The organism is Pseudomonas sp. Tri1 (genome assembly GCF_017968885.1).
Classification (GTDB): Bacteria; Pseudomonadota; Gammaproteobacteria; order Pseudomonadales; family Pseudomonadaceae; genus Aquipseudomonas.
Genome location: NZ_CP072913.1, coordinates 3169010 through 3181320 on the forward strand (window position 1 = coordinate 3169010; position 12311 = coordinate 3181320).

Annotated in this window: 11 protein-coding genes; all 11 read left to right on the forward strand. The window is 62.0% G+C overall.

The genetic code is table 11. The features are described 5' to 3' along the window. Positions 1–35: 35 nt before the first annotated feature. The 11 genes from J9870_RS13540 to J9870_RS13590 all read left to right on the forward strand — a co-directional run bounded on the left by J9870_RS13540 (position 36) and on the right by J9870_RS13590 (position 12289). Positions 36–1727 carry a putative porin gene (locus J9870_RS13540; protein ID WP_210644794.1) on the forward strand — a complete coding sequence of 564 codons (1692 nt, stop codon included), beginning with the start codon at positions 36–38 and terminating at the stop codon, positions 1725–1727. Between the two features lie 15 nt (positions 1728–1742). Next, entirely contained in the window at positions 1743–2390 is a 648-nt protein-coding gene (locus tag J9870_RS13545) for a DNA repair protein (RefSeq protein WP_210644797.1), read from the forward strand. Between the two features lie 13 nt (positions 2391–2403). Further along, positions 2404–2889: a YbjN domain-containing protein gene (locus tag J9870_RS13550; RefSeq protein WP_210645258.1), complete on the forward strand. Its 486-nt coding sequence runs from the start codon at positions 2404–2406 to the stop codon at positions 2887–2889. Beyond that, a complete protein-coding gene (locus J9870_RS13555; RefSeq protein WP_210644798.1) occupies positions 2886–3830 on the forward strand; it encodes a peptidylprolyl isomerase in 945 nt (314 codons plus the stop codon). The genes J9870_RS13550 and J9870_RS13555 overlap by 4 nt, the downstream gene beginning before the upstream one ends. Before the next feature lie 248 nt (positions 3831–4078). Then, on the forward strand, positions 4079–5059 hold the full coding sequence (locus tag J9870_RS13560; protein ID WP_210644800.1) for a LysR family transcriptional regulator: 981 nt from the start codon (positions 4079–4081) through the stop codon (positions 5057–5059). Positions 5060–5238: 179 nt separating this feature from the next. Beyond that, positions 5239–5736, forward strand: coding sequence for a GNAT family N-acetyltransferase (locus J9870_RS13565; protein WP_210644802.1), 498 nt, complete (start codon positions 5239–5241; stop codon positions 5734–5736). Positions 5737–5833: 97 nt separating this feature from the next. Beyond that, entirely contained in the window at positions 5834–6328 is a 495-nt protein-coding gene (locus J9870_RS13570; protein WP_210644804.1) for a hypothetical protein, read from the forward strand. A 92-nt stretch (positions 6329–6420) separates the two neighbouring features. After that, positions 6421–7092, forward strand: a complete 672-nt coding sequence (locus J9870_RS13575; RefSeq protein ID WP_210644806.1) for a DUF3313 domain-containing protein — start codon at positions 6421–6423, stop codon at positions 7090–7092. Positions 7093–7202: 110 nt separating this feature from the next. Then, positions 7203–7703, forward strand: coding sequence for a thiol peroxidase (gene tpx, locus J9870_RS13580; RefSeq protein ID WP_210644808.1), 501 nt, complete (start codon positions 7203–7205; stop codon positions 7701–7703). Positions 7704–7880: 177 nt separating this feature from the next. Then, the gene (locus tag J9870_RS13585) at positions 7881–9197 is read left to right on the forward strand and encodes an MdtA/MuxA family multidrug efflux RND transporter periplasmic adaptor subunit (RefSeq protein WP_210644810.1); all 1317 of its coding nucleotides are present in this window, start codon (positions 7881–7883) and stop codon (positions 9195–9197) included. Further along, the gene (locus tag J9870_RS13590; protein WP_210644812.1) at positions 9194–12289 is read left to right on the forward strand and encodes an MdtB/MuxB family multidrug efflux RND transporter permease subunit; all 3096 of its coding nucleotides are present in this window, start codon (positions 9194–9196) and stop codon (positions 12287–12289) included. Before J9870_RS13585 ends, J9870_RS13590 begins: the two co-directional genes overlap by 4 nt. Positions 12290–12311: the final 22 nt, after the last annotated feature.

Here is a 12311-nt window from a genome sequence, read left to right on the forward strand (position 1 = left end):
CTATTTGACAGCTTGCCAACAGGAGTTGTGTGCAGATGATTTCCAATGTGAATCGATTGTCGTGGGCAGTCGGCCTGATCGTTCTGGGCCTGTCCGAGCACTCGTTGGCCGCCCCGGCGCCTTCGGAAAACGCCACGATCAATCTGATCCGCCTGCTGGTGCAGCAGGGCGTGTTGAAGCAGGACCAGGCCGATGGCTTGATCGCCCAGGCCGAACGGGAAGCCGTGCAGGCCCGCCAGGCGGCCACGGCGGTTGCCGCAGCGCCGGCCGGTGCGCCGGGGGACGTGCGGGTGCAATACGTGCCGAACATTGTGCGCGAACAGATCCGCGACCAGGTCAAGGCAGAAGTCATGGCCACCGCCAAGCAGGAAAACTGGGCCCAGCCCAACACCTTCCCGGATTGGGTATCGCGTATCAGTTTTGATGGCGACATTCGCCTTCGAGATGAGTCGCGCTATTACTCGGGTGCCAACAGCAACGAAATCGTCGACTTTGCCCGGCTCAATGACAAGGGGCCGTACGACGTCAACCCCAACAGCAGCTCCAGCCTGCCGCCGTTGCTCAATACCCGCGAAGATCGGGAAAACCTGTTCCGCCTGCGCGCACGCCTGGGCATGAAGGCCGTGATCGCTCCGCAATGGACCGCGGGCATTCGCATCGGCACCGGCTCGGACAACAACCCGGTGTCCACCACCCAGACCCTCGGTGGCGGTTTTGGCAAGAAGGACATCTGGCTCGACCAGGGCTATCTGACCTGGAAGCCCTCGGACGAATTGACCCTGACCGGCGGGCGTTTCGCCAACCCGTTTTTCTCCACTGACCTGTTGTATTCCGGTGATCTGAACTTCGATGGCGTGGCGGCGAACTTCAACCACAAGCTCAATCAGGACTGGGGCCTGTTCGGCACCGTCGGTGCATTCCCGGTGGAGTACACCAACGACACCAGCACCAGCAACGGTAGCGACAAGGAAGAGAGCGACAACAAGTGGCTATACGGTGCGCAACTGGGAGCCAACTGGGCGATCAACGACAGCAACCGGATCAAGGGGGCGGTGGCCTATTACCGCTTCGACGACATCGAGGGCCAGCGCTCTTCACCGTGTGAGCCTTGGGCCGGTGATCCAGGCTGCGATAGCGACGGATCGCGGGTGGCGTTCATGCAAAGGGGCAACACGGTGTTCCTGCTGCGCGACATCACGCCCAATCCCCTCAACCCGTCCACCACGCCACAGCCGCAATACGTCGGCCTGGCCTCGGAGTTCAACCTGCTGGACCTGAACCTTGCCTGGGACACCGATCTGCCCGAAGACCTGAAGCTGCGCAGCCAGGCCCACTACGTCCACAACCTGGGCTACGACGAGGGCGAGATGCGCAAGCGCTCGGCAGGCCAGTTCGCCAACAACCTGGACGAAAATGGTGAGGTGGAAAGCGGCGCCAACGCCTGGATGCTCCAGTTCACCCTCGGCAACTCGCTGGAACTCAAGCGTGAGGGCGACTGGAACCTGTTCGCCGGCTACAAGTACATCCAGCCGGACGCCTTGCCCGACGGTTTCAACGATTCCTCATTCCATCTGGGCGGCACCAACGCCAAGGGTTATTTCCTGGGCGGCAACTATGGCCTGGCGAGCAATGTCTTCGCCACCGGTCGCTGGTTGAGTTCCGAAGCGGTGTACGGCGCGCCGTACGACATCGATGTCTTGCAGCTTGAAATCAACACGCGCTTTTAAGCGCTGGGAGGCCTCATGAAAAGGCGAGCCAAATACCAATGCCCGACCGCGTTGCTGATGCTGGGCCTGCTGCTCAGCGGCATGGCTCACGGCGAAGGGCTGGAGGAGCGGCTACGGGCGCAACTGCGCAGTACTACCGCGCAGTTGCAAGCCCTGCAGAGCGAGCAGGCCCAGGCCAGCGCCGCTCGCCAGGCTGCGGAAAACCAGGCCAAAGAGGCCCAGGCACAGATCAAGCAATTGACCGCGCAACTGACCAAGGCCCAGGCCCTGATCGAACAACTGGCCGGGCAGCAGCAAAACCTGCAGAGCCAGGCCCAGGCGCAGGTGGCGGCCAGCAACGAACAGGTCGGCAAGTTCAAGAAAGCCTATGAAGAGCTGTTGGCCCTGGCCCGTGGCAAAGAGACCGAGCGGGCCCGCCTGGAGGGACAATTGACCGAGCGTGACACACAAGTGCAGCAATGTTCGGTCAAGAATCAGCAAATGTACGAAGTCGCCAAGACGCTGCTGCATGCCTACGAAACCATCGATGTGACCGACATCATGAAGATCCGCCAGCCGTTCGCGGCCAGGGCTCGGGTGCGTTTCGAGGAGCTGGCCCAGGGCTTTGGCGATGATCTCTACAAGAACCGTTTCGATGCGCCCCAGGCCTCGATCACTCACTGATTAGCAAGGAAGAATCGACATGACTTCAATGATCGAACACGTCTCGGTAAAGTCCTTGACCGAACTGTTGCAGGCCGCTGGATACCGGGTCAACGAAACCGAGCAGAACGGTATCGTGCAGTTGCTCAGCGCCAGCCAGGGCATCGGGTATGCGGTGCGCTTCGGCAACTTGACGCCGACGGCGGGCGAGTACCTGGACTTCACCTTTAGCTGCGCCTTACGCGTGCAAGGCGAGTTACCGGCCGGGTTGGCGGAACTGTGGAACGCCTCGCGCCGCTTTGCCCGGTTGTCGCTGCAGGGTGAATTCCTGGTGATGGAAATGGACGTGGTGGTCGCGGCAGGCGTAAGCGCCGATCACTTGCGCAGCCATCTGGAGCTATGGGATCGCCTGTTGCAGGAATTTATTGTCTACCTGCGTGAGTACAGCCAGAACGCGGCGCGGATGCAACCCCCCGCCGAGCCCGTCGAGGTCTCCTTGGAAGAGGCCGTCGCATCGTGAAAAAACCAACCTTCGTCATCAGCGCCGCGGCGCTGGGGCTGATCGCCGTGGCGCTGGTGCTTGGTCTGCGGCCGGGAAGCGATCCGGTCGCCGCGGTACAGACCGTCAGCGTGGTTGCGGCTGACGCGCCAAGCCTGGCGCGGCTGGGCAACCAGCAAGTCAGCCCCGATGAACTCAAGGCGTTGCTTGCAACCCTGGCCCCTGAGGTTCGCCAGCAAATGCGTGGCAATCGGGCCGCGCTGGAGGGCTGGATCCGGGCGCGGCTGGCGGAAAAAGCCGTGCTGGAGCAAGCCGATGCCCAGGGTTGGCGGCAGCGTCCGGAAGTGGAGCGCCAGACGCAGGCTGCCGTCGAGCAAATCGTCTTTCGCGACTACTTGCAGTCAGTCAGCCAGGTGCCGGCCGAGTATCCCAGTGAGGAAGAGTTGAGGCAGGCTTACGACGCCGGCAAAGCCAACTGGACCGCGCCAGCGTTGTACCGCGTGAGTCAGATTTTCCTGGCGGCGACCGAGCCGCAAACGGTAGAGGCGGTGCGCCGGCAAGCACTGGAACTGAGTAAAAAAGCCCAGTCGTCGCCCGCCGATTTTGCTGCCCTGGCCAGCCGCTTTTCCCAGGATCGCGCCAGTGCCGAGCGTGGTGGCGACAGTGGTTTGCAGCCACTGCAGCAACTGGTTCCGCAAGTGCGTGAGGCGGTGGCTCGGTTGAAAGTCGGAGCGGTATCGGACCCGGTGCAGAGCGCGGCGGGGTTCCATGTGATCAAGCTCACCGAACTGCAACCGGCCCGGGAGGCGACCCTGGACGAAGTCCGCGAACGCCTGACCCAGGCCTTGCGCGCCCAGCGCCAGGAGCAGATCGCCAAGGCCTATCTGGACGGCATGCTCGATACCGCGACCTTGAGCATTGATGGGGCGCAGTTGAGCAAGGTGTTGGAAGAGGCGCTTTAGCCTCGACAATTTTAGAAGTGAACACCTTTGTGGAGAGGGGACTTAGCGAAACGTCGTACCCCACCGCTGGGCTGAGGGAGCAAAGCTTGCTCGCGATGCAAGCGCCTCGGTTCCCTGGGCGACCGCGCCATCTTCATCGCGGGCAAGCCTTGCTCCCACAGATAAATCCCCTCACCACAGGGGATATGTTGTAACTGGAAGCGATCGCGCAGCCCCCGCTTATTCGTACAACTGACAGGGAGTCACCAATGTCATTCACCGAGCCCGCAGGACGCCAGGCTGTCACCCCCTATCGCACGCCGTTGCGTGCCCCCGTCTCCTGGCTGGCACTGACCAGCGCTATCGAACCCCAGGTGGCGCAGTGTTTTCTGGTCAGTGCCCGTTGCGGCTGTTTCATGCAAGCGGCCCGCAGCCTCAACGTCAAGGCAACCTGGTTGCGCAAGCAACTGGCACATCTGGAGGCGCGGCTGCAATGCACGCTGTTCAGCTTCGAGGGCAGCGCCTTGACCCTCAGTCGTGAAGGCCGGCAATTACAGGCGCGGTTGATCGCCCAGGCCCATGAAGGCCCGCTGCCATTGACCGATCAACCGCTGATTCGCCTGGCCGTGGCCGAGTCGATCCTGCATGACATCCTGGGCCGTGACCTGATCTCCTTGCTGCGCCGCAATGCCCGCGTGCGGTTGCAGATCATCACCCTGGACAGCGAACTGGCGCTGCAGGCTGTCACTGCCGACCTGGTGCTGTGGTTGAGCGATGCCCATGTCACGGTGCCTGGGCCGAGTTTCTCCACGCTGGCGCCAGAACGGCTGGCGCGCCTGGATTATCTGCCGCACATCGCCAAACGCTATTCAAGATTGGCGACCCGCCCCAGCTGCCTGGACGACCTGAACGACTACATGCTGGTGCAATGGCAGGCGGACCGCCAGGTGGACAATTTCGCGCCGTGGAACGCCCTGCTGGAGCAACGCCGTGCGGGTGTGGTGCAGGTGCAATCCTACGAGCTGATGTTGGAGATGATTCGCTGCAGCGCCTGCATCGGCCTGCTGCCGCAGTACATGCGCCACTTCGACCGAGGTCTGGTCGCCTTGCCGGGACTGTTCGGCCCGCCAATGCAGCGCCACCTGTGGATGGCAGTCAACACCCAGGCCCAAGATTCGCCAGAGGTGCAGATGCTCGTCGAGCTGATTCACCACACACTGGATGAGCGCAGGGAGTGGTTTCAACCCTAGTTGGCATCGCGATAAACCCGTGGGAGAGAGCTTGCTCGCGATGGCGGCATGTCAGTCAATGTTGATATTGCTGGACCACCGCTATCGCGAGCAGGTTCGCTCCCACAAGGGGCGCTGGCAGCCTGGAGGATTGGAGGCTTATAGTGATTGGCCTTGTCATCCCTCCAGGGAGGAGCCGCATGTCCGAGTCATCGATCACCCTCGCACGCTTCACCGAAGCCCATATCACCGGGGTCACTGCGCTCTACAACGATCCGGCGGTAACCCGCCAGGTGCTACAGATGCCTTTCCAGTCCACCGACGTCTGGCGCAAGCGCCTGGCGGTGGATGACGAACGCCTGGTGAAACTGGTGGCGCTGCATCAGGGCGAGGTCATCGGCAATCTCGGGTTGGAGCAGTACTCGCGCATCCGTCGCGCTCATTGCGGCAGTCTGGGCATGGGTGTGGCAGTCGCCTGGCAGGGCAAGGGCGTGGGCTCGATGCTGCTGGCCGCCGCGCTGGACGTGGCGGACAATTGGATGAATCTGCGTCGGGTCGAGTTGACGGTCTACGCGGACAACGAGGCCGCCATTGGACTGTATCGAAAATTCGGCTTCGAAACCGAAGGCCTGATGCGCGACTATGCTGTGCGTGACGGGCGCTGGGTGGATACCCTGGCCATGGCGCGGTTACGCTGAAGGATCTGCGGTCGGGCGAAGTGGCTTTTACGTACGGCGGCCTCTTGAACCTGTCATCATCGCGTTTCGCAGCAAGCCCTTATTCGAGGAACAGCGCATGGACGATGTACAGCAATTGGGCGAGATGCTTCGTCACTACGCCGACAGTGAGGCGCACAAGAAACAACAGCACCAGGCCCAGGCAACGGTGTGGGCAGAGCAGATCGAGGCGTTGTACGGGCAGATCGAGCGGTGGCTGGCTCCCGTCGTGGCGCCGAACCTCCTGGAGTTGAACCGCGAGGCGTACGTGGCGCATGGGCCGAGTGTTCCTGCTGAAACGTCCCCCTTCAAGACAGAAAAACTGACCGTATCCATTACCGGCAAGCCCGTGGAGTTCGTACCCGATGTAATGGGCGCGGGTGGGCAGATTTCCTTGTCGATCATGGGGCTGACTGCCACGCGTTACGGCAGCATCTCGCTGGTTTGCCAGCCACCTTCGATGCAGTGGCAATGGCGTCGGACCAATGGCCTGAAGGACCCGGACACCTTTACCTTCGACGCAGACTTTCTCGCACAGCAGTTGCAAAGCCTGATACCGCGCGAGCGGGGCTGAAACACTTCCTCTCTCGGGGCAGGCAAAAAACCGTCGATTGGCTATACCTGTAATTCCCGGCCTCTTCTCGTGTGGCTTACAGGAGTGACAGCATGAAATTCACGTCAATGATTGGCGCCGTATGCATCGCCTCGCTTGCCCTGGCCGGTTGTTCCAGCAAGGTCACTCAGCCGGATGAATACTCCGGCTTCCTGGGGGACTACAGTCGGCTCAAGGAGGAAAAGTCGCCGTCGGGGGCCGAGGTCATGCGCTGGGTCGATCCCAAGATCGATCCGGGCAAGTACACCAGCCTTTACATCGAACCGACACAGCTTTATCCCAAGCCGCAGCCGACTGTCAGGATCCCCCAGGCGACCTTGTCCGGCATCACCGCTTACTACGACCAGGCGCTCATGCGCGAAGCGGGCAAATCCTTGCCCTTGGCAACCGCGCCCGGGCCGGGAGTATTGGTGATGCGCGCAGCCATTACCGCAGTCAGCAGCAAGACCGAAGGCCTGAAACCCTATGAGGTGGTTCCGATTGCACTGGTGGCCGCCGCCGTCAGCACTGCCAGTGGCATTCGCGACCAGGAAACCACGCTCGGCACCGAAGCGGTATTCCTCGACGGTGGCAGCCATGCAGTGGTCGCCCAGGTGGTGCGCAAGGGTACAGGCAAGCCACTGTCCAACGAGTCCCAGGTGATGAAGCCCGATGATGTCAAAGGCGTCATCGATGGCTGGGCGGCTGATTTGCACCAGTCGTTTTTAAAGCTCAAGGCTAAATAGCGCCAACACCGCCAAGCCATGACTTTTTATGTCCAACCATAGGTCGCAGAACCATTTCATGGTTAACTCCGGCCTCCACCATTTTCAAACATGTCAGAAGGAATTCATTCATGGCTCAAGTCACTCTCAAAGGCAACCCGGTTCAAGTCAACGGCCAGTTGCCGCAAGCCGGTTCCAAGGCACCAGCCTTTTCCCTGGTGGCTGGTAATCTGTCCGACGTCACCCTGGCGAGCTTTGCCGGCAAGCGCAAAGTGCTGAACATCTTCCCTAGCGTCGACACCCCGACCTGCGCCACCTCCGTGCGCAAGTTCAACGCTCAGGCCAATGATCTGAATAACACGGTGGTGCTGTGCATCTCCGCCGACCTGCCATTCGCCCAGGCGCGTTTCTGTGGTGCCGAAGGCCTGGAAAACGTCCAGAACCTGTCCACCCTGCGCGGTCGTGAGTTCATCGAAAACTACGGTGTGGCTATCGCCGACGGCCCGCTGAAAGGCCTGACCGCCCGTGCCGTGGTCGTGCTGGATGAAAACGACACCGTGCTGCACAGCGAGCTGGTCAAGGAAATCGGTGAGGAGCCGAACTACGACGCTGCGATCGCCGTGCTTAAGTAACGTATTTATTACAATTATTAACGGCCTGGTCATGTCCAGGCCGTTTTCATTTGTGTTTCAAGGCCTTAGCCGACTATGCGACGCGTAAGCCAAAGGTAAATTGCCGGTAAAGGCGCTTTGCTAAATACCCGCCAGTGCTTATCGTTCAGCCTCCCGTAAAAGAAGCCCACGCGCCCAATGGTTGATCACTCCATGCAATCCTCTGTTTCCCGTCATTCCCGTCGCTGGCTGTTCGGCCTGCTTGTCATACTGGTCGTCGCGTTGCTGGCCTGGAAATTCTGGCCCGCCGGTCCGGACCAAAAAAACGGGGCAGGGCAGAAGGCTGCGGCCGGACACATGGGGCGCTCCGGGGGCATGCGGCCCGGGTTTGGCGGGGCAACGGGGCCGATCCCGGTGCGGGTGGCCCCAGCGGTCACCGGGGACTTCCCGCTGTACTACAAGGCGTTGGGCACTGTCACGGCCCTCAATACGATCAATGTGCGCAGCCGAGTGGGCGGTGAGCTGGTCAAGGTTGCTTTCGAAGAAGGGCAAATGGTCAAGGCCGGGGACCTGCTGGTCGAAATCGACCCGCGTCCGTACCAGAACGCCTTGCTCCAGGCCGAAGGCACGCTGCTGCAGAACCAGGCCCAATTGAAGAATGCCCAGGTGGACCTTGAGCGTTATCGCGGCCTGTATGCCGAGGACAGCATTGCCAAGCAGACCCTCGACACCGCCGCTGCGCTGGTGGGCCAGTACCAGGGCACGGTCAAGACCAACCAGGCGGCGGTCAACGATGCCAAGCTCAACCTGGAGTTCACCAAGATCCGCGCGCCGATCTCCGGCCGGGTCGGTCTGCGGCAACTGGACGTCGGCAACCTGGTGGCAGCCAACGATACCACGGCCCTGGCGGTCATCACCCAGACCCAACCCATCAGCGTCGTCTTCACCCTGCCGGAAAACAGCCTGGACACGGTGCTGGCCCGCTACCGCAGCGGGGCGAAACTGCCGGTCGAAGCCTGGGACCGTGGCGATGTGAAACTCCAGGCCAGTGGTGTACTGCAAAGCCTGGACAACCAGATTGATGTCACCACCGGCACCCTGAAATTCAAGGCCCGCTACGAGAACCGCGACCAGTCGCTGTTCCCCAACCAGTTCGTCAACGTACGCCTGTTGGCCGACACTCTCAAAGGCGTGGTCCTGGCGCCGACCGCCGCCATTCAGTTCGGCACCAACGGCACCTTCGTCTATGCCTTGGAGGGTGACAAAAAGGTCACCATCAGAAAGTTGAAGATTGGCGCCAGCGACGGTGAGCACACGGTGGTGACTGAAGGCCTGGCGGCAGGCGACCGGGTCGTGCTTGAAGGCACCGACCGCTTGAAAGAGGGTAGCGAAGTGGAAGTGGTCAACGACAGCCAGGACGTGCCCACCACGCCGACCGAGCACCTGCAAGGCAAAACCGCGGCGACCCCGACTGAACCGGCGGCCGCCGACAAGGCGAAAAAGGGCGGCGCATGAATCTCTCGCGGCTGTTCATCCTTCGTCCGGTCGCCACGACCCTGAGCATGCTGGCGATCGTCCTGGCTGGCCTGATCGCCTATCGACTGCTGCCGGTATCGGCATTGCCCCAGGTCGATTACCCGACCATTCGTGTGATGACCCTGTACCCGGGCGCCAGCCCCGATGTGATGACCAGCGCGGTGACCGCTCCCCTGGAGCGCCAATTCGGGCAGATGCCGGGCCTGACGCAGATGGCGTCCACCAGTTCCGGCGGCGCGTCGGTGATTACCCTGCGCTTCAACCTCGACATCAACATGGACGTTGCCGAGCAGCAGGTGCAGGCGGCAATCAACGCGGCCACCAATCTGTTGCCCAAGGACCTGCCAGCGCCGCCGGTGTACAACAAGGTCAACCCGGCCGATACCCCGGTGCTGACCCTGGCAATTACCTCCAAGACCATGCTGTTGCCCAAGCTCAATGACTTGGTGGACACCCGTATGGCGCAGAAAATCGCCCAGATCAGTGGGGTCGGCATGGTCACCATCGCCGGTGGCCAGCGCCAGGCCGTGCGGATCAAGGTCAACCCCGAGGCCCTGGCGGCCAACGGGCTGAACCTGGCGGATGTGCGCACCCTGATCGGTGCTTCCAACGTCAACCAGCCCAAGGGCAACTTCGACGGCCCGACCCGGGTCTCGATGCTCGACGCCAACGACCAGTTGACCTCGCCCAAAGACTACGCCGAACTGATTCTGGCCTACGCCAACGGTGCGCCGTTGCGGCTCAAGGACGTGGCGCAGATCGTCGACGGTGCCGAAAACGAACGCCTCGCCGCCTGGGCCAATGAAAACCAGGCCGTGCTGCTGAATATCCAGCGCCAGCCGGGGGCCAACGTCATCGAAGTGGTGGACCGGATCAAGGCCCTGCTGCCGAGCATCACCGACAACCTGCCGGCCGGCCTGGACGTCACCGTGCTCACCGACCGCACTCAGACCATCCGCGCCTCGGTCACCGACGTGCAGCATGAATTGCTGATCGCCATCGTCCTGGTGGTCATGGTGACGTTCCTGTTCCTGCGCCGCGTCAGCGCTACCATCATCCCGTCGGTGGCCGTGCCGCTGTCCTTGATCGGCACGTTTGGGGTGATGTACCTGGCCGGATTCTCCATCAACAACCTGACGCTGATGGCCCTGACCATCGCCACCGGTTTCGTGGTGGACGATGCCATTGTCATGCTGGAGAACATCGCCCGGTTCATCGAGGAGGGCGACAGCCCGTTGCAGGCCGCGCTCAAGGGCGCGAAGCAGATCGGTTTCACGCTGATTTCCCTGACGCTGTCGCTGATCGCGGTGCTGATCCCGCTGCTGTTCATGGCCGACGTGGTCGGGCGACTGTTCCGCGAGTTCGCCATCACGCTTGCGGTGGCGATCCTGATTTCCCTGGTGGTATCCCTGACCCTGACACCAATGATGTGCGCGCGGTTGCTCAAGCGTGAGCCCAAGGAAGCGGAGCAGGGCCGTTTCTACCGTGCCAGCGGTGCCTGGATCGACTGGCTGATCGCCGCCTACGGGCGCAAGCTGCAGTGGGTGCTCAAGCATCAGCCGTTGACCCTGCTGGTGGCGGTGGGCAGCCTGGTGCTGACGGTGGTGCTGTACCTGGCCGTGCCCAAGGGCTTTTTTCCGGTGCAGGACACCGGGGTGATCCAGGGCATTTCCGAGGCGCCGCAATCGATTTCCTTCGCCGCCATGAGCGAGCGTCAGCAGGAACTGGCCAAGGTGATCCTCGCCGACCCGGCGGTGGAGAGTCTGTCTTCCTATATCGGCGTGGATGGCGACAACGCCACGCTCAACAGCGGCCGGCTGCTGATCAACCTCAAGCCCCACAGCGAACGGGATGACAGTGCCAGCGAGATCATTGCCCGCTTGCAACCGCAATTGGATCGTCTGGTGGGCATCCGCCTGTTCATGCAGCCGGTGCAGGACCTGACCATTGAAGATCGGGTCAGCCGCACCCAGTACCAGTTTAGTCTGTCGTCGCCAGACGCCGAGTTGCTCAGCCTCTGGAGCGGTCGTCTGGTCGAGGCCCTGGGCCGCCAGCCGGAGCTGACTGACGTCGCCAGCGACCTGCAGGACAAAGGCCTGCAGGTTTACCTGGTGATAGACCGTGATGCCGCCTCACGCCTGGGCGTGTCGGTGTCGAACATCACCGATGCGCTGTATGACGCGTTCGGTCAGCGGCAGATTTCCACCATCTACACCCAGGCCAGCCAGTACCGCGTGGTGTTGCAAGCACAGGCCGGGGAGCGGATCGGGCCGCAGGCGCTGGATCAGATTCACGTCAAGACCACCGATGGCGGCCAGGTGCGGCTGTCGAGCCTGGCGCGCGTCGAGGAGCGCCAGGCGCAACTGGCGATTGCCCATATCGGCCAGTTTCCGGCGGTGATGATGTCGTTCAACCTAGCCCCGGGCGTAGCCCTCGGGCATGCGGTGGATGTAATCGAGAAGGTCCAGCAGGACATCGGCATGCCGGTAGGCGTGCAGACCGAGTTCCAGGGCGCGGCCCAGGCGTTTCAGGCATCGCTGTCGAGCACCTTGCTGCTGATCCTGGCGGCGGTGGTGACCATGTACATCGTCCTGGGCGTGCTCTACGAGAGCTACATCCACCCGATCACCATCCTCTCGACCTTGCCCTCGGCAGCCATCGGCGCCTTGCTGGCGTTGATCATCAGTGGCAACGATTTGGGCATGATCGCGATCATCGGCATCATCTTGCTGATTGGCATCGTCAAGAAGAACGCGATCATGATGATCGACTTCGCCCTCGACGCCGAACGCAATCAGGGCATGGACCCGCAAACGGCGATCTACCAGGCCGCGCTGCTGCGCTTCCGGCCGATCCTGATGACCACCCTGGCGGCGTTGTTCGGCGCGGTGCCGCTGATGTTTGCCACCGGTTCCGGTGCCGAATTGCGGCAACCCCTGGGATTGGTGATGGTGGGCGGGTTGTTGGTGAGCCAGGTACTGACGTTGTTCACCACGCCGGTGATCTACCTGTATTTCGACCGTTTGGGGCGGCGGTTTGCCAGGCCTGATGGGAAAGAGGTGCGGGTATGACGGCGACGCCCGGAATGCTGGA

What these genes read in the sequence shown, in the direction of transcription:
- J9870_RS13545 (WP_210644797.1), top strand. Translation starts at nt 1,743, where the DNA reads ATGAAAAGGCGAGCCAAATACCAATGCCCGACCGCGTTGCTGATGCTG.
- J9870_RS13565 (WP_210644802.1), top strand. Translation starts at nt 5,239, where the DNA reads ATGTCCGAGTCATCGATCACCCTCGCACGCTTCACCGAAGCCCATATC.
- J9870_RS13585 (WP_210644810.1), top strand. Translation starts at nt 7,881, where the DNA reads ATGGTTGATCACTCCATGCAATCCTCTGTTTCCCGTCATTCCCGTCGC.
- tpx (WP_210644808.1), top strand. Translation starts at nt 7,203, where the DNA reads ATGGCTCAAGTCACTCTCAAAGGCAACCCGGTTCAAGTCAACGGCCAG.
- J9870_RS13590 (WP_210644812.1), top strand. Translation starts at nt 9,194, where the DNA reads ATGAATCTCTCGCGGCTGTTCATCCTTCGTCCGGTCGCCACGACCCTG.
- J9870_RS13560 (WP_210644800.1), top strand. Translation starts at nt 4,079, where the DNA reads ATGTCATTCACCGAGCCCGCAGGACGCCAGGCTGTCACCCCCTATCGC.
- J9870_RS13540 (WP_210644794.1), top strand. Translation starts at nt 36, where the DNA reads ATGATTTCCAATGTGAATCGATTGTCGTGGGCAGTCGGCCTGATCGTT.
- J9870_RS13575 (WP_210644806.1), top strand. Translation starts at nt 6,421, where the DNA reads ATGAAATTCACGTCAATGATTGGCGCCGTATGCATCGCCTCGCTTGCC.
- J9870_RS13570 (WP_210644804.1), top strand. Translation starts at nt 5,834, where the DNA reads ATGGACGATGTACAGCAATTGGGCGAGATGCTTCGTCACTACGCCGAC.